Consider the following 18,704-nt stretch of genomic DNA (forward strand, 5'->3'; position numbering starts at 1 on the left):
CTCCTTATTTTTTTACCTTACCATTCTCTCAAACCTTTGTCCTGTTTAGACTAGAGGTGCCTTGTCACCCGCTAAGGCGTGAACTAGAATTAGCTGAGGGACACAAACATTAGGAACTGAATTTGCAGGAATTGCACCACCACCACCATCTGGTTTGCCTTCAGTGCCACAAAACCTTTGAATTTAGCGATGAATCGATTTTAAAACTTGGCAAAAAGCAAGTTGAAAAAGCTGGTGTAGAGCTGCTTGACTGTCAGTTAACTGTGCGTGCTGTTTGTTTGGAAGCGTTGCGGGAGGGATGGCCTTCTTTGCTGCCGAGCAATTGGTCGTGTCCGAGATCTCATTCGGAAATTGAGGAGGAAATTAGTTGAGTTGGATGAAACTCATATCTTCCACCATTCTTGCTTAAAAAGCCCGACGACCTGTTGCACAAAGAGTGATTTTTATGGTGGGCTGTGGCTCTTCTAGCGCGCCCTAAAAAATATATTGAAAATGATTCAATATCTCAGATAAAATACACTTCCGTAAGGGGGAATTGGTAACTCTTTAACTCAGGTACGACAATAGCGTTGCTAGGAATGTTAGGGAAGTGATTCTTAAGAAAGCAATCTCACGCCTTCAAAACTTGCCGTCTTTCCCTGCCGCTTAATAGCGTAGCAAGCAAGGTTAGCGTAGCAATTCTTAGGAAAGCAATCTCACGCCTTCAAAACTTGTCGCCTTCCCCTTCTATTCCCCTTCCGTCAAGCAACCTCAGAATCGCAACGTTGGTGTTCCATCCGAAATATGTTAGCGTACAAACTAGCAACAATCTGTTTGCCTTCCTGCGTTAACTGCAAGTAACCGAGAGATTCACTGATGTGCGGATAAATGCCCCTCCAGTAAAACTTAGAGTAGCTTTGCAGCAAGTCGCCCGGATGTCGGTATCCCAAAAGTTTAGTAGCACCGCTTTCTTCCAACTCGTAAAATAGCGCGCCTATTTTCTGCAAATATTGCGGATTGCTGAGCTGACCTATCAAGTCAGCACCGCGAACTAAACTAGAGTAATTAACTGCATCCTCGTCAGTGTTGCCATCAAGCACTGAGAAACGAGTTTGTTCTATGTTTTGCTTAATGATCTCAGAATTAATTAGCTTGTGGTTGCCGAAGCGCTCGTCAATGAACAATTTAGCTCGGTCAACTCGGTAAGGAGCTAAGCTAGCGGCTGTTGCGCCGGGAGCAAGTGCAATTCTCATGCCATCTTTTCCCGTAGCATACAATCCTTCGGATTCTTTGTCTTGTCGGCAAACTCCTTTGACATATCCGATATCTTGGCATAGCAAAGAAATGATGAAATGCAGCCAATCTTCGCAGGAAACTCCCCCCTTGCGAATGTGTTTTCCCCGCAAGATTTCTTGACCAACTAAGGTAATGCAAATGGCGTGTTCTACATTGTGATAAAGAGCGTCGCTGTTGGCGATGTTTTCTAACGCCATTGCCCCCACCCAGGCAATAATATCAGCATAGTCTGATTTGTAGCCTCCGTAAGTGCGGCTGTACCCCTCCTGAAGTTGTTCGATAAAAGCCTCGATCAGCAGCTCTGTATAATTAAACATACCCTGTCCTTTTACGTTAATATTGCCTTTCAAGAGCAGTGAATCTATTTGAGAACCCTCTAGCTTTATGGATGAGATTTTAACTCACCACTCATGTATCCCGTGTGCGTTGTTAGCGGCTCGCCTGGCAATCCCAAAACTCATTGACGCCGCTACGCCCGGCGAGTCCTGAACCAATCTCGCGGCCGCATTCAAAATTCCCAAGCAAGTGAGTCCATCACTGATACGCATCCCCGCCGTAGTGCCTAGAGTAGCCTGCTGATAATTTTTCACTCCTCTGAACTTCTTAAACTGTGAGAATTAATTGCGTATTGAATTTGCTGGAACTGAGTCCGATCGATCTTACCGGATTTCCAAATGTTCAAGTAAAGTTCGGAAATTTTATATTGAGGAATATAAGCTTTGGTTCTCATCTGCTGTCAACTCAGTGTATATTTCTTATTGTCCGGCAATTTTAGATAACTTTATGTGATGTCGATCGACCCCTGACTGTGATGCTGAGACTGTGATGCGATCGCAGGCTAGAGTAGATGGGCGTTTCCGACAAAGCGTGATTCGATCAAAATAATATCGATCGTCATAAATTTTGCTGACGGCTGTAATTAGCCTGACGGTTGCGTTTAGAGCATAGTATCTCACATATTATTCCCCCGTTGAGACCGCAAGTCCAAACTGGCAGCAAGAAAAGAAGTTCAACAGCCTTGCCAAATTCCTTGCCAAAGAAAGTCGAGTCGTGTACTATATAGAGTCTGGTATCCTCACTTACCCATAATTATTTTCATTCATCCCGTCCCCCTAGAGGGGAAGGGACTTTCAGTGCGGATGCCGCTAAATCACTATACTCAGCAAAAAGCTAGAAATGCCGTAACTCATGCCCACTATTCAGCAACTCATCCGTTCAGCACGGGAACAAACGCAGAAAAAAACCAAATCGCCAGCTCTCAAGAGTTGCCCCCAGCGCCGCGGAGTTTGCACCAGAGTGTACACGACCACCCCGAAAAAACCCAACTCGGCGCTGCGGAAGGTGGCTCGGGTACGGCTGACCTCTGGTTTTGAAGTGACAGCCTACATCCCAGGGATCGGTCACAACTTGCAAGAACACTCGGTAGTAATGATCCGGGGCGGTCGGGTAAAAGATTTGCCCGGAGTTAGATACCACATCATTCGCGGTACATTAGACACCGCTGGGGTGAAAGACCGCAAGCAGGCTCGTTCCAAATACGGGGCTAAGCGTCCTAAAGAGAAAAAATAACAAGGATCTCGCCCGATCGGGGGTTGGGAAGCAACAAGAAATCCGATCGCGCCGATCAATCGCACGCTCGATCATCATAGATCGAGATATGAGTCCAAAACCCCAAACTCAATCATTCAAAATCAAAAATCCCCAATAGAACTATGTCTCGCCGCACAGTTATTCAAAAACGTCCTGTTCCGCCAGATCCAACTTACAACAGCCGGTTGGTAAGCATGATGGTGAGACGGATCATGCAGCACGGCAAAAAATCCGTTGCCTCCAGCATCGTCTACGACGCCCTCAAAACAATTCAAGAACGCACAGGGGCAGAACCGTTAGACTTGTTTGAAAAAGCAGTCAAAAACGCTACACCCCTGGTTGAAGTCAAAGCCCGCCGGGTAGGTGGCGCCACCTACCAAGTGCCGATGGAAGTGCGTTCCGATCGCGGTACCACCCTCGCCCTCCGCTGGCTGATCAGATTTGCCCGCGCCCGCACCGGCCGCTCGATGGCAGCCAAGCTAGCCAACGAACTGATGGATGCAGCTAACGAAACCGGCAGTGCTATTCGCAAGCGCGAAGAAACACACCGCATGGCAGAAGCTAACAAAGCTTTTGCTCACTACCGCTACTAACTGCAACATCGGGCATGGAGAAGAGCGCGATCGTGCGGTATAAAAGCATCGGGCGAGAAATTGAAAAGTGTAAGTTTTGAGCGTTGAGATTGCTTCTCTTGGCGCAGTTGCGATCGCGCAAGCAAACTCAAAACTCCCAAAATCAAAATTCATGCACTCTCTGAATCCTCCATGTCGCATCCTTAATATTTTTGTAAACAAATTTTGCAAAAAATATTAAAATGTAACAATAAGCTCCAGAGACTTTTGTAAGTCGCTGGGGAGTGCAAAATAGGGTTACTGTGTAGTATAATAGTATTATAACAGCAACACAAGATTAAGGAGGTAGCTGTGGCACGTACCGTCCCGCTAGAAAAAACTCGCAACATCGGCATCGCAGCCCACATCGACGCGGGCAAAACAACAACAACTGAAAGAATTCTGTTCTATTCAGGCATGGTTCACAAAATGGGTGAAGTGCACGAGGGAACAGCAATCATGGACTGGATGGAGCAAGAGCGGGAACGGGGAATCACGATTACTGCCGCTGCTATCACCACCAGTTGGAAAGATTACACAATCAACATCATCGACACTCCCGGACACGTAGACTTCACGATCGAAGTCGAACGCTCGATGCGAGTGCTCGACGGAGTGATCGCAGTGTTCTGCTCGGTAGGGGGAGTGCAGCCGCAATCCGAAACAGTTTGGCGCCAAGCCGATCGGTACCACGTACCCCGGATTGTGTTCGTCAACAAAATGGATCGGATGGGCGCAAACTTCTACAAAGTCTACGGCCAAATTCGCGATCGCATGAGAGCAAACGCCGTACCCATCCAAATCCCGATCGGCAGCGAAGAAAACTTCCGGGGAATTGTAGATTTAGTGCAAATGAAAGCCTACATCTACAACAACAACACCGGCACCGATATCGAGGAAGTAGAAATCCCCGATGAAGTAAAGGATCTAGCCGTAGAATACCGCACCAAGCTGATCGAGTCCGTAGCAGAAACCAACGACGCCCTCACCGAGAAATACCTCGAAGGCGAAGAGTTAACAGAAGCGGAAATTCGTGCAGCTTTGCGCCAAGGCGCAATCCAAGGGACGATCGTCCCCATGCTCTGCGGTTCGGCGTTCAAAAACAAAGGCGTTCAGCTTTTGTTGGATGCAGTGATCGACTACCTGCCCTCGCCCTTGGAAGTTCCCCCAATTCAAGGACTCCTGCCCAACGGCGACACAGCAGAACGATTTGCTGACGACAACGCGCCCCTGTCAGCCCTGGCATTCAAAATCATGGCTGACCCCTACGGCAGGCTGACATTTGTTCGCGTTTACTCAGGTATCCTCAAAAAAGGCACCTACGTCCTCAACTCCACCAAAGACAAAAAAGAGCGGGTTTCTCGCTTAATTGTCCTTAAAGCGGACGATCGGATAGAAGTTGAGGAACTGCGGGCCGGAGACTTGGGAGCAGCCTTGGGTTTGAAAGACACCTTCACCGGCGACACCCTCTGCGAAGAAGGAGCGCCAGTGATTCTGGAATCTCTGTTTATTCCAGAGCCAGTCATCTCGGTGGCTGTCGAACCCAAAACCAAACAAGACATGGAGAAGCTCTCCAAAGCCCTCCAGTCACTCTCGGAAGAAGACCCCACCTTCCGAGTCAACGTTGACCCAGAAACCAACCAGACAGTCATCGCCGGCATGGGCGAACTGCACCTGGAAATCCTGGTAGACAGGATGCTGCGGGAATTCAAAGTAGAAGCCAACGTGGGTCAGCCACAAGTAGCCTACCGTGAAACCATTCGCAAATCCGTCCGTGCCGAAGGTAAATTTATCCGCCAAAGTGGCGGTAAAGGTCAGTACGGTCACGTTGTGATCGAATTAGAACCCACCGAAGTCGGAACCGGCTTTGAATTTGTCTCGAAAATTGTTGGTGGCACTGTACCCAAAGAGTACATCGGCCCGGCAGAACAAGGGATGAAAGAAGCCTGCGAATCAGGTATTGTAGCAGGATATCCCGTGATTGACCTCAAAGCTACTATGGTAGACGGGTCTTTCCACGACGTAGACTCCTCAGAAATGGCATTTAAGATCGCCGGTTCAATGGCGATCAAAGAAGCCGTGATGAAGGCGTCGCCAGTGCTGCTAGAGCCTATGATGAAAGTAGAGGTTGAAGTTCCCGAAGATTACATCGGGAACGTCATCGGAGACCTCAACTCGCGTCGGGGTCAGATCGAAGGTCAAGAGACAGATCAGGGGATTGCCAAAGTTTCTGTAAAAGTTCCACTAGCAGAAATGTTTGGTTACGCCACCGACATCCGCTCGAAAACCCAAGGTCGAGGCATCTTCACAATGGAATTCAGCCATTACGAAGAAGTGCCGCGAAATGTGGCTGAAGCCATTATCGCTAAGAACAAAGGGAACTAATGATTTTGGATTTTAGATTTTGGATTTTGGATTGAATCCAAAATCTAGAATCTAAAATCTCAAGTCTAAAATCGCTAAAAAAAACAAGGAACAGATCAAGAATGGCACGCGCAAAATTTGAACGGAATAAACCCCACGTAAACATCGGTACGATCGGTCACGTTGACCACGGCAAAACAACTTTGACCGCCGCAATTACGATGACTCTCTCTGCACTAGGTCAAGCAAAGGCTAAGAACTACGCCGACATCGACGCTGCGCCAGAAGAAAAAGCACGGGGTATTACGATTAATACTGCTCACGTCGAATACGAAACCACAGGTCGGCACTATGCTCACGTAGATTGCCCCGGACACGCTGACTATGTGAAAAACATGATCACCGGTGCTGCTCAAATGGACGGCGGCATCCTAGTAGTGTCAGCGGCAGACGGCCCCATGCCTCAAACTCGCGAACACATCCTGCTAGCTAAGCAAGTTGGCGTTCCCAGCCTGGTTGTCTTCTTGAACAAAGAAGACATGGTGGATGATGCTGAACTGTTGGAATTGGTAGAACTGGAAGTTCGCGAACTTTTGAGCTCTTACGATTTTCCTGGCGATGACATCCCCATAGTCACAGGTTCGGGATTGAAAGCTCTCGAAGCGATGCTTGCTAATCCTAAAACCAAGGAGGGCGAGAATGAGTGGGTAGACAAGATTTACAAGCTGATGGAATCCGTAGATTCTTACATCCCTACTCCAGAACGCGAAATTGACAAGCCTTTCTTGATGGCAGTTGAAGACGTATTCTCGATTACGGGTCGGGGTACTGTCGCCACAGGCCGGATTGAGCGGGGCACAATCAAAGTGGGCGAAACAGTTGAAGTGGTTGGTATTAAAGACACTCGCAGCACTACCGTGACTGGTGTGGAAATGTTCACCAAGTCCTTGGATGAAGGGTTGGCCGGCGACAACGTGGGTCTACTTCTCCGGGGGATTTTAAAGGCGGATATTGAAAGAGGCATGGTAATTGCCAAGCCAAAATCTATCAGTCCTCACACTCAGTTTGAATCTGAAGTGTACATCCTGAAAAAAGAAGAAGGCGGCCGTCACACGCCCTTTTTCTCGGGCTACCGCCCTCAATTCTACGTCCGCACGACGGATGTAACTGGTACGATCAAACAGTTCACTGCTGACGACGGCACGGAAGCTGAAATGGTGATGCCCGGTGACCGCATCAAAATGACTGTTGAACTGATCCACCCGATCGCGATCGAACAAGGAATGCGCTTCGCTATCCGCGAAGGCGGCCGCACCGTCGGCGCCGGCGTTGTTTCCAAAATCCTTAAGTAGGACTCCGATCACAGCTTAAATAGCAGGAAAGCCACCAAATTTAATCAGGCTTTTCTGCTATTTAGTGAGTAGTGAGTAGTTATAGGTTAGTGGCCAGTTGTTAGTAGTTATGGGTTAAATGTTCAATAACAAATGACTGATGACTAATGACTAATGACTGATGACTAATGACTAAAAATAAACTGAACCTAGAAAATTCAAGAAACAAAAATGGCAACAATTCAACAGCAAAAAATTCGCATTCGCCTCAAAGCTTTCGATCGCCGGATTCTCGACGCATCCTGCGAAAAGATTGTAGATACAGCAAATCGGACAGCAGCCACAGCGATCGGCCCGATTCCCCTACCGACAAAACGGCGGATTTACTGCTTGCTGCGATCGCCCCACGTAGACAAAGATTCTCGCGAACACTTTGAAACCCGCACGCACCGCCGGATTATCGACATTCACCAGCCATCGGCCAAAACAATTGACGCTTTGATGAAACTGGATTTGCCAGCCGGCGTAGATATCGAAGTCAAGCTGTAGATTAACTTATCGGAAACTAGGAAAGAAGGAACAAATATTAAATAAATTGTTCCTTCTTTTTGTGGAAATTTCCCTTTTCATTAGTTATTAGGTATTAGTTATTAGTTAATAATCGGCAAGAATTTCTGCTCCGGCACGAACTTAAATAATTATTCTTGATTAAGGCGCGATCACTACAAAAACGCTCCTTTAGCAGTCGCTATCATCGCCTTCGGACTCACTTAGTTTAGCAAAAAGGTATATTTAACATTTTGACGAAATAACGCCTTTGTCAAGCTGCCAGCACCGGATATAGCTCGCCGTCGCTTCCGCTGCCACCGAAAAAGCCCGATCGCTCCTGCCCCGGAATTGCCTTTAATCAGTTAAAGTAAGAAAAATAAGCGCAAGTACCGTCACTTTTGAGCGACAATGGCATCCTCTTCCTCTGTAGCAGTTCGCGAACTCCCCTTATTTCCGTTGCCGGAAGTGGTTCTATTTCCAGGTAGGCCACTGCCGCTGCAAATCTTCGAGTTTCGCTATCGAATCATGATGAATACGATTCTGGAGGGCGATCGCCGTTTCGGTGTACTCATGTGGGACCCCAACCAAAACAAAGTCTCTGCCGTTGGCTGTTGCGCCGAAGTGATTCACTGCCAACGCCTGCCCGACGATCGCATGAAAATCATGACTCTCGGACAGCAGCGGTTCCGAGTCCTCGACGCCGTTCGGGAAAAACCGTATTTAGTCGGTCTAGTAGAATGGATGGAAGACGAACCGCCGCAACAAGACCTCAGACCTTTGGGAAAAGATGTCGAACAACTGCTGAGAGATGTAGTTCGCCTCTCCAGCAAATTGATGGATCAGCCGATCGACCTGCCGGAAGACATTCCCAGTTTGCCTACAGAATTGTCCTATTGGGTAGCCAGCTACCTTTACGGTGCAGCGACAGAACAGCAAACTCTTTTAGAATTGCAAGATACTGCTGCTAGGCTCGAACGCGAAACAGAAATTTTGACTTCTACTCGCAATCACTTGGCAGCGAGGACTGTACTTAAAGATACGCTTCAGTAGACAATGGGCGCGGGAAAAAGTACGATCGGTTTGACCTGCATAGAAGAAAGAATTATACATAAATCATACCCTTTTCGATTTTCAATTTTCGATGGGAATGACTGATGAACTAAGGATTTGGAGCTTGCCTAAAGTTCCATTATTTTTGGGAACTGGTATCTGTTTAATCCTTAATTTCAAACAGGTTCGGATAGGTTCTTTATAGCAGTAAATGCTTGTGTTTGAAAATCACGACCAACCGAAACCATACGATGCAGTTAGAGGCGGTCAACTGCCGCCTCCTGTGGGCGGTGTCGTGCTCGGTGGACTAGCAGGAGTTAAACACCGGCTGTCTAGTTCTGTCAGCGAACATCGAATCGCCGCCCTGAGAGAGACATTGAATTACGGCGATGCTGGCTTAAAAATAGTCATCAAGATTTGTCAAAGCGAAACAGGGCCAGTGCAGCGGGCAGCCTGCGATTTGCTAATACAAAAGTTAAGTGCGATCGCCCGCGAAAAATTACAAGCCTTTGTACCAGCAAGTTTAGATTCAGAAACAGGGGCAGACAGAACTCAAAAAATATTAGAGAACTCATCCGGTGCCGTCTCAGAAAAAAATTACGATCGGCAAATGTCCGAAGCACAGTTAATATTTGAGACAATTACGCAGCAAATGCAACCAAATTTGTTGCTATTAGAAGCACTGCTAGCCTCTGTAGAACGCGAAGAATTTACCAGCGAACTGATGAATCTTTGGGAACTATTAATCTTAGAAATTCAGGAACCTCTCAAAGAACTGCGTCAGGCTGTTGGCAGTGCAATTTCCGCCCAACTCCGCACTCAGTGGCAGTACAATCAAGCTGAATCTCAAGCCCATCAGTGGCAGCAGCGAGCTTTGCTACCTCTTCAGAAAGAGGATGAAAATTCAGTCCGCCTCGCCTTGGTTCGCAAGCAGATTCAATTCGATAAAGCGGCAGAACTAAAAATTGACTTAGACGACCAAACGGTGCGAGTAGAAACTCTCAACCGCAACTTGCTGGCTTTGGAAAGTAAGATTACGGAAGCTAATTCTAAGAAAGAAATCCTCAAGATGCAGGTTCATTTTGCTAAGGTACAGGAGCAAATTGATTTCACTTTCAGCCAAATCAATACTATATTTTTTAGTCCTTAGTTGTCGGATTCTCCGCCTAGCTATATTGCCTCCGATCAGACTTGTCTGAAGCAAAAATGAATCGCCCCGCTTAAAATAGCCCCCTCTTGCTTAGCTCCTTCGAGATTAGCACCGCACAAAAATGACCCGCTTAAATTAGCACCGCGCAAGTCAGCACCGCGCAAGTCAGCGTACTCAAGATTACTTTCACACAAAAATGCGCCTCTCAAGCTCGCTCCCCGCAAACTCGCCCCCCGCAGTCTAGCATTGCTTAAATTAGCTTCGTTGAGGTTTGTATTGTCCAAGCAAGCATCTATGAGGTTGGCTTCCATAAGGTTTGCCCTATACAAGTTTGCACCGCTCAAATCAACACCAATCATTTTCGTATCGCTCAAGTTGGCGTTTGCCAGGTTGGCCTCACTCATGTCAGCTCCTGTTAATCTCGCGAATCTTAGATCGGCTCTGCCACTCAAATCAATGCCCTCGAGTTTAGCCATCACTAGGCAAGCATTCTTGAGGTTGGCATCTATTAAGTTAGCCCAACTTAGGTCTGCTAAAGCTAAATTGACCTCCTTTAAATTGGCGCAGGCTAGATTAATGTGAATTAGAAAAGCTTTTGACAGGAAAGCGCCTATCAAATTGGCTTCGTGAAAATTTCTTTCTCCGGCTGCGTATCGCTTGAGAAGTTCATCAGCTTTCATCTCGCCAGCCTCCTAAAAAGTTATACTTAAAAAAATTATACTACTGACAGTACAATGTTCGCCCGATTCCTAACTTTTACTTAAAAAAAATTATAAAACTGACAGTACACTGTAGCAACCAAAGATTTTTAAAGTTTCTGTGTGATTTTTTAACTCTTCGAGTGCCGATCGCACAAATGCTTGGCAGGCGTTAGCCTCAACGTCGATAAAGAAAATATATTCTCCGAGCGATCGTTTAGTTGGTCTAGATTCAATCCGACTTAAATTAATACCGCGACTGGCAAATACTTGCAAAGGTTTTACCAGTGATCCCGGCATATTGGCAGGTACGCTAAAAGCTAGTGACGTATGGGTGCAATTAGACAGTGAAGCATCGGGGATCAACTTAGCAGATTTTGTAATGGATTTAATGGATGTGCGATCCGCTGCTTCTAGGTTTGCGATTTCTCCAACACTCGTGCTGAGTACCCAAAATCGAGTGTAATTATCGGGATAATCATTAATGGGGTGAGCTAAAACTGGCAAATTGTAAAGTTTAGCCGCTCTTGGGGAAGAAATCGCCGCTACATTTCTATCTTCCAGATATTGCAATGCTTCCGTGGTGGAATTGGCCGGAATCAATTGAGCTGAGGGAATAAACTTCCCCAACCATAACTGACACTGAGCTAGCGCTTGCGGATGAGAGTAAACTTTTTGAATCTCGTTAATTTTTGTAGCATTAGACACCAGCGCGTGGGAAATTGGCAAAACTAAGGCGTGTTGAATGCGGAGTTGATCGAGTCGCCACAGTGTATCTAAGGTGACAGTCACGCTGCCTTCGATCGAATTTTCGACTGGCACAACTGAATAGTCAACCTGCCCTACGGCCGATGCCTCTAACGCCTGCGAAATGGTGGAATAAGGACACAGGGTGCATTCAAAGTTAGTTTCTTGGCTCAACCAATTGACATAAGCTAGAGCCGCTGTTTCTGCATTTGTACCAACAGGGCCGAGATGTGCGATCCTCTTCGAGGGCTTCGCTAACGAAATTTTCATTTAGAGGCAATTTTAGGTTACAAATGTTTGCTTTACTCTCATCAGCTAGCAAGTATGATGAAAAATTAGCGATGTCCCGACAGCTTTTATCAGTGATTTCTCGGTTGACATAGCTGGGTGCGCGACTTATGTCACCTTAAAAAAGGTGATCCTTTATTAAGATATGCTTAGGAATCCTATATTTTGATATCTTCTCATGTATATCCGCTTTAATTCTTCCCAATCCGTTGAGATCGCCGTACCAGACGAACGGGTTCCCATTCAACATTATCTGCGCCAGCCGAGGCGACTGGTGAACGCCCTCGTTGATCAAAGTCGCACAGAGCAGCTAAGCGATGACTGTTTCCGTCTGAAAATGCGGCCGTTACAATTTATGATGCTGAGCATTCAACCCACCGTAGACATGAGAGTGTGGGCTGAGTCAGACGGCACAATCAATTTGGAGTCCGTCGCCTGCGAAATTCGTGGCGTGGGTTATATAAACGATCGCTTTGCTCTCAATCTCAAAGGACAGCTTTTTGTACACCAAAGCAGCGGGGTAGCATACTTGAAGGGAAAAGCGGATTTGGAAGTGCAAGTAGAGTTACCGCCGGCGTTTTGGCTGACGCCCAAACCAATTTTAGAAGCAACGGGCAATGCTTTGCTCAAGAGTGTACTGCTGAGCGTCAAACAGCGGTTGATGTACCAGTTGCTCTTAGATTACCGCAGATGGGCAAGCAGCGAAACTGAGGTAATATCGAGCGATATCCCCCAAATCTTATCTTTAGAGGGGTGAGATCCTACTAGAGAAGCTGTTAATTAATTTATAGGCATATTTAGGCAAAAATCAGGGCAGTTGCCGCAAAATTAGTTAGATCAGAGAAGGGCGTACCTTAAGCTTTGTTTGAGTTCGCCCGCAGGGATAGATAGCTGCCTGTCAGTCAAGATCGATTTGAGTCAGCCCTCCCTGTTCATCGTCTTCGATGATTCCCACACCCCGACGCCCTGCAGTTGACTTGTCTTTTGAAACTTCGTCCTTTTGGCGGAGTTCGCGGTGCGGTGGCTTGGTTATTTTGCCCGGTAGATTCATTGCGCCCACCCGAATCCTGATTTTGGGCCCGGAATTGCCCAAGCGAATAGTCATCCCGTCCACAACTGACACCTGAGCGATCGGTCTATCATCTACATAAGTGCCGTTAGCACCAAAATTAATAATTTCCCAGCCATTGGCGTGATTCCACAGCTCTACGTGGTGGCGGGAAACTACAGCGCTGTAAATAATTACATCATTGTCGTTTGATCGACCGATCCGAACTACGGGTTCGGATTCAAAACACCAACTTTGAACCGGGACAGACTGGATAGGATGTAACAGAGTTAAGGTAATCACTGAGGTTTTGACACTCCGCCGCCAGACAGAAACGGGGATGCTTCCAGATAGATTTTTGGGGTTTTCTCGCCAAAAAATTGGATTTTTAAAGGGGTGGTGAGTGCGTCACTCTTCCTTAGTTCTGCCGTAAAAGTTGAACTTTTGGCTGCTTGAAGCATTTGGACAAACTGTTGATGGTTAGCTTTTGGCGAAGGCGCGACTTTTTTCCGCGGCTCAACCAGAGAATTCAACTCAGATAAGCGCTTGTTGCACCACTGATTCCAGTTGTCTATCGGACGACACTCAACGATCGCCGAATCGCTGTTTGTGGAGACAGAAGTTAACCTATTATTAATCGTGGGGTCTCTAGATAAAATACTTGTTGGTTGTATCTGAGATGTTGCACCATTCTGAATAAGCCTTTTATGAACAGGCAAGATGCCTGTTCCACAATAAAAATCACTCTTTGTGGAACAGGCATCTTGCCTGTTCTTGAGAATGGTGCAAGATGTGAGTTGTATCAAACAGCATAGGTCTTTTGGAGTTGCGAGCATTTTCCTTAATTGATGCGATACCTTTAAAATACAATGCTTTGAGCAGCACTGGAATTTTGAGCGACAACGCCTCAATCTCCTACCCCGAAAGTACAGATCGACCTTCCTCGCGCGCGCCACCCCCAAAAAGCTATCGGCAATCAGTCGCAGGGCGATCGGGAAGGTCAAACTTCAACTCAAATCAGACTCTGGCGGCTCCGGGTCCGGCTCTGGCGGGGCAGATTCGTGCCTTTGCCGCTTCAACTCTGCAACTTTTTCTTGAGCTACATCCCTGACTTCTAGAGCTTTATCTTGGAATTTTTCCGCCAGACTTTGAGCGCCCCGCTTCACACCTGCCACATTTTTGAGAGTTCTGTCGAAATCTTCGTGTAAAAACTCTGCTACCAGACCGACTTTTTTGTGCAGTCCCTCTGCGTACTGCACTGGCTCCGATACCGCAACTTCAGACACGATCGCCCGCTTGCTGCCGATCGTCGAAATAGCGGCCACAGGTAACAAGTAAATGTCGTCTAAAACACCGCGCCAGCCGCTCGATTTAAATAGGTAGTGGGTGACTGAACCCGTGCGGACATCAAATAGGTAGTCAACCACCGTACCTGCCTTATTCCCAGCGTCCGTGAGCACCTCAAGCCCGATCGGACACACAGCTTGTTCTGGCTGATGCAATTCCGGCAGTTCCGGGTTAATGGTGACAAAAACATTTTCCCCCACCGTATCAACTTGCGCCCAAGCAAACCAAGTTTTTTTGCTGCCCAAAAGTCCCGACTTGCAAGTAAAGCCGATCGCCCGCTGGGAGTGAGCATCGAGCCAAACCCGATCTACCCTGCCGACCTCTTCCGCCGTTCTGCGGTCGATCGTGCGGCGGCCCTGCAGTTCGCTGCGCCTAACAATCTGTGGTGATGTACTCATAAATAAACTCCTGAGTGCCGGCTTTGAAAAATGTCGATCGTCCAAAGAAGCCGATTTAATATTCTTCTTCCGAATAATGGCGATTATTATCTGCCTGGGTTAACTCCTCCTCTTCCCTGGAAGTGCCAACTTCTTTTTGGTCGGGAACAGGAATCGTGCTAATGTGCACGCCGGCCGATGGAGCGTGAATTTCCTTAGCCTCCCTTGGCTGGCCGCTAATTTGTCCTAACTGGACTGAGGACTGATTCGGGCCTACGTTAATTTGAATTTTGGGACCTGAGCGAGCCAAGTGAACGATCAGACCGTCCACAATGGGAACCTTAGCGATCGGCTTACCATCGAGATAAGTGCCGTTGGTACCTAAATTGATCAGTTCCCAAGTTATGCCGCTGCGCCGCAATTCGATGTGGCGACGAGAAACGACAGCGCTAAAAAGAACGACCTGGTTTTCGGTCGATCGTCCGATCCTGACGACCTGCTCGTCTTCAAAGATCCAACTGCGGACGGGTATAGACTGGAGTGGATGTAGCAAGGTCAGCTTAATCACATTGGCAGCATTGAGTTTTGGTAGAGCGCCTCAAGATGCGATTTTAGATTTTAGACTTTCGATCGCCCAATCCAAACTCGATCTAAGAGATCTGAAATAAAAACGTAACCAGGTCTCCTTTGCCCAGAGATATGCGGTCTCCCGGCCGCAACCGGTGTCGATTTCCCTTGGGCAGCGGATTATTGTTGACGTAAGTGCCATTGGAACTGCCTACATCTTCTAGGTAGCAAGCATCTCCCTCCACCCGGAGATTTGCGTGTACCCGAGACACTATCTCAGAATTAGCAAATCCGGAAACATCAATATCCGGGGGCACTAAGTCATTTGGCTTGCCTATGTGAACCACAGACAGACTGTGAGGCAATTCCATCGGCGTATTTGTCTGAACGTGTAGCAGGCGCGCCGACTGCTGTTGCAGTTGAGTTTTCGCTACACCTGCTGGCTGTGGACCCGGAACCGGGGGAGAGGTATTGACTGGTGTTGCCACCGATTCAGTTGTAACAGGAACCGAGGGCGAAGGCGGGGGATCTGGAATCGTAGGAATGCTGGCAGGAATTTTTTCCAAGTTGGGCCCCTTATTTAGGGTAACTAGAGGTTCCATTGCCATCACGGGTTCGGGTAACGGTAAATCCGGCGCCGGTGACGATACCACTGTGGGGGCTACAGGCGAGGGGGACGGTACTGTCCCCTCAACTTCTGGAACTATGGAACCCGGACGCAAGTTAAAGCCACACTGACCGCAAAATGCTGCATCTGTCTGAACTGCTGCACCGCAGTTCGAGCAACTTGCGGTAACAGGTAAAGGCGTGTAGCAAGCCTCACACTGGCTGGCCCCGTCGGGGTTCTGGTGATTGCAATTGGGACAGACAATCATCGATTTCTCCTTGCTATCGGCCAGATTTTCAAATCAGCCTCATAAAAATACTCGTGTATATGGTCAAATTTTAACTTTAACCGCCACAATTCTTATATTGCTTTGCTAATACTAGCAACTGAGCTGACGCCGTGACGTTAGCTGTGATGGGCAAGATTGAGTTAGTGATAATGCTGACTGTGTTGGCACGCTTGCGGCTCTGTTGGCTATTTTACTGCTTCACCAGCCGCCGCATCGAGCAGCCACCAAAGCTCGCCTTCTGGTTGAATGAGTCTGGCTGGATAAGTCATTTCGTCGGCTGCGGGGGCAAAAATTTGAGCCAGGGCGGGTTGTTTGCTGGCTCCTGCGACAATGAAGATGACGCACCGGGCGCGGTTGATTAAGGGGACTGTAAAGGTGATGCGGGGTTGACCATCTTTGTTGCCGACCGTTACTAGGGCGTCGCGGACTTCCAAGGCTGCTGTGCCGGGAAATAGAGAGGCTGTGTGGGCGTCATCTCCTATGCCCAATAAAATGATGTCGAAGGCAGGAAACTCGCCGTCGGATACTTTGAAGAACTGCTGCAATTCGATTTGGTGCGCCGAGGCGTCGGCTGCGGGGTCGCCGGCGCCTGTGGGCATGGGGTGGATGTTGCTGGCGGGGATATTTACTCGATCGAGCCACGCGAGGCGCGCCATTTTTTGATTGCTGTCTGGGTGTTCTGCGGGAACGTAGCGTTCGTCGCCCCAGAAAACGTGAATTTTGTCCCACGGCAGGTCTTGGGCTGCCATCGCTCTGTAAAGCGGTTCCGGTGTGCTTCCGCCCGCTGCGGCTATCGTACAAAGTCCGCGTTCTGCTATGGCTTCTGAGATTTTCGACAGCACAATTTCCAGCGATCGATCTATTAGTTGTTCCCGATTTGCTAATACTTCAACTACTTTTTTCATTAATTTCCTCTCAACTTTCCTTGGGTGTTGTTCTCAGCAATTGCCAATTTTGCCTTGACATTTTGCTTTGAGGTCGATCGGCTGACAGACTCGGCAGGCACGACACCGCATACCCTAACATTTTATCATCTTATGCCCCTTGATTTAAGGAAAGCAAGACATATTTCTACAACTGCTTTATCGATTTTTACCTGTGGCATTGCTCTTTCGCAACTTTCAATCAAAAGTCCGATCGCACATTCACAGTAAAAGCAAAACAGAGATGTTCCCGATCGCACTTACCCCGGGATAGCAAAAATAATCAAGATTGATGTGGTAGACTAGGAAAAATAGTTTTAAATCCGCACGCTCGGATGGAAGCAAAACTATGTCAAGTTTTAAGCGATTTCCTACATCTGTCCGCTATCTGATAGCGCGGTTGCGGCACTGGGCGCAACCTGCGGTTTGGGCTCCGCTAGCCGTGCTGTGTGCGGGGGGGTTATTTATCTGGGAGGTTTCTGTAAATCCAGAAAGGTTGAGCATAGATGGCGAAGAAGAAGGAGCCTCAAACAATCCACCTTCGCTCTCGGGGCTGTCTGCTGAAGATACCGCCATTGCGGCTGAAATCGACAGCTCACCAGTGCTAGTCAATCAGTTCAATGGCTCTACTTCTTCTGAACTGAACTTGTTAAATTCATCAGTAGTAAAAAGCAAAGGTTTATTCGAGGAACTTCGAGCTCGGGACTTAGAAACTCCTCAGCCATCTTCTCCCGCCAAGCGGGTGGGAAGCAGCGGATTTTTGCCTGTGCCAAATTTAGCAAATCCTGCTGTCGATGATGCCGGAAACAATAACCCGCAAAATTCTAGCTTGGCAAGTTCAAACGCCACATCAGCTTTGAGTTTATCTGCCAGTGGGAGACTGATTTCCGGGATAAGAACGATCGAGCCTGAGTCTGGGGGTACAGCGACAACAACTTTATCGCAGGCGTCGAGTGATGCTAATTCAGGCAAACAAAGCCAAAATTCTCTGCCTTTGAGTCCGCTGCAAGCAGCTATGAAAAAATACGTCGTTGCTACCGCTTCGGCAACGGCGGCTGCGGCTCAGAAAACTGCAGACTCGGCTACATTGCTCGATCGACCGGCTTCCGATCCGGCTGCAGGAAATGCGAGAAATTTGCTCCCAACGACCGCTACAGCTCTAAGTGGAGCAAATCCTGTGAATGTTCCCACAGCACTTCCCCCACTTGTGGCTCCGACAAATACTGTGAGCAAGGAATCTCAAGAATTATTAAACCCGACAGCTAAAGTCGCTGAATCATTTGCTGGGTTAAATTCCAGAGTACCGAACCTCCCCGAAATTAATGCAGGGGCTGCAACGGTGGCTTTGCCGAAAAATCCCTACCAAACTAATTTATCTGGTTCCGGCTTCGCACCAGAAGTTCAACCTGCTGCACTTCCAGTCGCCACACCAACGCCCTTACCTCTACTTCCCAATGTCGGACAATCCCCTTTTCCGAGTGTGATTGGGGGAAGCAAGATAATTAGCCCTCAATTCTCTCCTAATTCAGTGAATTCTGAATTTCAACCATCTCAACCGAGTCAGCTTAACTTGCCAGACCCGCCTAACTTTGGAGTTGTTCCCCAAAACACAAATCAGGGCGGACAGCCCATTCAACCCCAACCTTTTGCTACACCCCGCTCCCTGACTCCGGGACGCTACATTGGCGGCGGCGAAATCAATACTTTTGGTAATCCTTAAATGAAGGAAGTTCGGCAACGAAAACGATTAGCCTAGGCGCATCTAAATTTTACAGTCAAGTTTGAGGGAATTCTTGTGGGGTTCCCGCCCCCAAAAAATACAACGCAAGATGCCCGACAGCTTATTACCAATTCCCAATACTTAGGCTGGTTCCTGAGCGAAGTCGAAGGGCA

The 18,704-nt window shown here is 47.8% G+C and carries 19 protein-coding genes and 1 pseudogene; 10 read left to right on the forward strand and 10 right to left on the reverse strand.

Translation table 11 applies throughout. The annotated features are described in order from the left end of the window. Positions 1-77: 77 nt before the first annotated feature. A pseudogene (locus QUA40_RS09945) lies at positions 78-371 on the forward strand (transcriptional repressor); the annotation flags it as partial. A 369-nt stretch (positions 372-740) separates the two neighbouring features. Here QUA40_RS09945 and QUA40_RS09950 read toward each other — a convergent pair. Together QUA40_RS09950 and QUA40_RS09955 are read right to left on the reverse strand one after the other, a co-directional pair. Further along, positions 741-1,592 (reverse strand): Npun_R2479 family HD domain-containing metalloprotein, encoded by an 852-nt coding sequence (locus QUA40_RS09950; RefSeq protein WP_333124687.1) that lies wholly within the window; start codon positions 1,590-1,592, stop codon positions 741-743. Positions 1,593-2,030: 438 nt separating this feature from the next. Beyond that, a complete protein-coding gene (locus tag QUA40_RS09955) occupies positions 2,031-2,231 on the reverse strand; it encodes a hypothetical protein (RefSeq protein WP_333124690.1) in 201 nt (66 codons plus the stop codon). Positions 2,232-2,463: 232 nt separating this feature from the next. Here QUA40_RS09955 and rpsL point away from each other — a divergent pair, with 232 nt between their 5' ends. From rpsL to QUA40_RS09990, 7 genes are all read left to right on the forward strand, one after another. Further along, positions 2,464-2,844, forward strand: a complete 381-nt coding sequence (gene rpsL, locus QUA40_RS09960) for a 30S ribosomal protein S12 (protein ID WP_172186436.1) — start codon at positions 2,464-2,466, stop codon at positions 2,842-2,844. A gap of 143 nt (positions 2,845-2,987) precedes the next feature. Continuing rightward, positions 2,988-3,458: a 30S ribosomal protein S7 gene (rpsG, locus tag QUA40_RS09965; RefSeq protein WP_006632196.1), complete on the forward strand. Its 471-nt coding sequence runs from the start codon at positions 2,988-2,990 to the stop codon at positions 3,456-3,458. Between the two features lie 330 nt (positions 3,459-3,788). Next, positions 3,789-5,861 (forward strand): elongation factor G, encoded by a 2,073-nt coding sequence (gene fusA / locus QUA40_RS09970; RefSeq protein ID WP_333124693.1) that lies wholly within the window; start codon positions 3,789-3,791, stop codon positions 5,859-5,861. Between the two features lie 101 nt (positions 5,862-5,962). Further along, positions 5,963-7,192, forward strand: a complete 1,230-nt coding sequence (gene tuf, locus QUA40_RS09975; protein WP_333124696.1) for an elongation factor Tu — start codon at positions 5,963-5,965, stop codon at positions 7,190-7,192. Between the two features lie 210 nt (positions 7,193-7,402). Next, entirely contained in the window at positions 7,403-7,720 is a 318-nt protein-coding gene (rpsJ, locus tag QUA40_RS09980) for a 30S ribosomal protein S10 (protein WP_006632193.1), read from the forward strand. 408 nt (positions 7,721-8,128) lie between these two features. Further along, positions 8,129-8,770: an LON peptidase substrate-binding domain-containing protein gene (locus QUA40_RS09985; protein ID WP_333124699.1), complete on the forward strand. Its 642-nt coding sequence runs from the start codon at positions 8,129-8,131 to the stop codon at positions 8,768-8,770. Between the two features lie 211 nt (positions 8,771-8,981). Next, positions 8,982-9,920, forward strand: a complete 939-nt coding sequence (locus QUA40_RS09990; protein WP_333124701.1) for a PspA/IM30 family protein — start codon at positions 8,982-8,984, stop codon at positions 9,918-9,920. A gap of 35 nt (positions 9,921-9,955) precedes the next feature. Here QUA40_RS09990 and QUA40_RS09995 read toward each other — a convergent pair whose 3' ends face one another. Together QUA40_RS09995 and pheA are read right to left on the reverse strand one after the other, a co-directional pair. Then, positions 9,956-10,600 carry a pentapeptide repeat-containing protein gene (locus QUA40_RS09995; protein ID WP_333124703.1) on the reverse strand — a complete coding sequence of 215 codons (645 nt, stop codon included), beginning with the start codon at positions 10,598-10,600 and terminating at the stop codon, positions 9,956-9,958. 90 nt (positions 10,601-10,690) lie between these two features. Then, complete coding sequence (pheA, locus tag QUA40_RS10000) at positions 10,691-11,635, reverse strand: prephenate dehydratase (RefSeq protein WP_333124706.1); 945 nt, start codon at positions 11,633-11,635, stop codon at positions 10,691-10,693. 196 nt (positions 11,636-11,831) lie between these two features. On the opposite strand from pheA, the gene QUA40_RS10005 reads away from it, so the two are divergent. Further along, complete coding sequence (locus QUA40_RS10005) at positions 11,832-12,410, forward strand: DUF1997 domain-containing protein (RefSeq protein WP_333124709.1); 579 nt, start codon at positions 11,832-11,834, stop codon at positions 12,408-12,410. Between the two features lie 141 nt (positions 12,411-12,551). Here QUA40_RS10005 and QUA40_RS10010 read toward each other — a convergent pair whose 3' ends face one another. The 6 genes from QUA40_RS10010 to pgl form a co-directional block, all read right to left on the reverse strand. Then, the gene (locus QUA40_RS10010) at positions 12,552-13,004 is read right to left on the reverse strand and encodes an FHA domain-containing protein (protein WP_333124712.1); all 453 of its coding nucleotides are present in this window, start codon (positions 13,002-13,004) and stop codon (positions 12,552-12,554) included. Then, entirely contained in the window at positions 13,001-13,420 is a 420-nt protein-coding gene (locus QUA40_RS10015) for a hypothetical protein (RefSeq protein WP_333124715.1), read from the reverse strand. The genes QUA40_RS10010 and QUA40_RS10015 overlap by 4 nt, the downstream gene beginning before the upstream one ends. Before the next feature lie 288 nt (positions 13,421-13,708). Further along, positions 13,709-14,446 carry a PRC-barrel domain-containing protein gene (locus QUA40_RS10020; protein ID WP_333124718.1) on the reverse strand — a complete coding sequence of 246 codons (738 nt, stop codon included), beginning with the start codon at positions 14,444-14,446 and terminating at the stop codon, positions 13,709-13,711. 55 nt (positions 14,447-14,501) lie between these two features. Further along, a complete protein-coding gene (locus QUA40_RS10025; protein WP_333124720.1) occupies positions 14,502-14,993 on the reverse strand; it encodes an FHA domain-containing protein in 492 nt (163 codons plus the stop codon). 82 nt (positions 14,994-15,075) lie between these two features. Beyond that, positions 15,076-15,867 (reverse strand): FHA domain-containing protein, encoded by a 792-nt coding sequence (locus QUA40_RS10030; protein WP_333124723.1) that lies wholly within the window; start codon positions 15,865-15,867, stop codon positions 15,076-15,078. A 206-nt stretch (positions 15,868-16,073) separates the two neighbouring features. Further along, complete coding sequence (pgl, locus tag QUA40_RS10035) at positions 16,074-16,793, reverse strand: 6-phosphogluconolactonase (RefSeq protein ID WP_333124726.1); 720 nt, start codon at positions 16,791-16,793, stop codon at positions 16,074-16,076. 367 nt (positions 16,794-17,160) lie between these two features. Between pgl and QUA40_RS10040 the strand changes: the two genes are divergently transcribed. Continuing rightward, complete coding sequence (locus QUA40_RS10040; protein ID WP_333124729.1) at positions 17,161-18,531, forward strand: hypothetical protein; 1,371 nt, start codon at positions 17,161-17,163, stop codon at positions 18,529-18,531. Positions 18,532-18,704 lie beyond the last annotated feature (173 nt).

Source organism: Microcoleus sp. Pol11C3 (assembly GCF_036701485.1).
Taxonomy (GTDB): Bacteria; Cyanobacteriota; Cyanobacteriia; order Cyanobacteriales; family Microcoleaceae; genus Microcoleus.

Coding starts and splice junctions, on each gene's coding strand:
- QUA40_RS10005 (WP_333124709.1), top strand. CDS start 11,832: ATGTATATCCGCTTTAATTCTTCCCAATCCGTTGAGATCGCCGTACCA.
- pheA (WP_333124706.1), bottom strand. CDS start 11,635: ATGAAAATTTCGTTAGCGAAGCCCTCGAAGAGGATCGCACATCTCGGC.
- pgl (WP_333124726.1), bottom strand. CDS start 16,793: ATGAAAAAAGTAGTTGAAGTATTAGCAAATCGGGAACAACTAATAGAT.
- QUA40_RS09985 (WP_333124699.1), top strand. CDS start 8,129: ATGGCATCCTCTTCCTCTGTAGCAGTTCGCGAACTCCCCTTATTTCCG.
- QUA40_RS10030 (WP_333124723.1), bottom strand. CDS start 15,867: ATGATTGTCTGTCCCAATTGCAATCACCAGAACCCCGACGGGGCCAGC.
- QUA40_RS09950 (WP_333124687.1), bottom strand. CDS start 1,592: ATGTTTAATTATACAGAGCTGCTGATCGAGGCTTTTATCGAACAACTT.
- rpsJ (WP_006632193.1), top strand. CDS start 7,403: ATGGCAACAATTCAACAGCAAAAAATTCGCATTCGCCTCAAAGCTTTC.
- QUA40_RS10020 (WP_333124718.1), bottom strand. CDS start 14,446: ATGAGTACATCACCACAGATTGTTAGGCGCAGCGAACTGCAGGGCCGC.
- QUA40_RS09995 (WP_333124703.1), bottom strand. CDS start 10,600: ATGAAAGCTGATGAACTTCTCAAGCGATACGCAGCCGGAGAAAGAAAT.
- rpsG (WP_006632196.1), top strand. CDS start 2,988: ATGTCTCGCCGCACAGTTATTCAAAAACGTCCTGTTCCGCCAGATCCA.
- rpsL (WP_172186436.1), top strand. CDS start 2,464: ATGCCCACTATTCAGCAACTCATCCGTTCAGCACGGGAACAAACGCAG.
- tuf (WP_333124696.1), top strand. CDS start 5,963: ATGGCACGCGCAAAATTTGAACGGAATAAACCCCACGTAAACATCGGT.
- QUA40_RS10040 (WP_333124729.1), top strand. CDS start 17,161: ATGTCAAGTTTTAAGCGATTTCCTACATCTGTCCGCTATCTGATAGCG.
- QUA40_RS09990 (WP_333124701.1), top strand. CDS start 8,982: ATGCTTGTGTTTGAAAATCACGACCAACCGAAACCATACGATGCAGTT.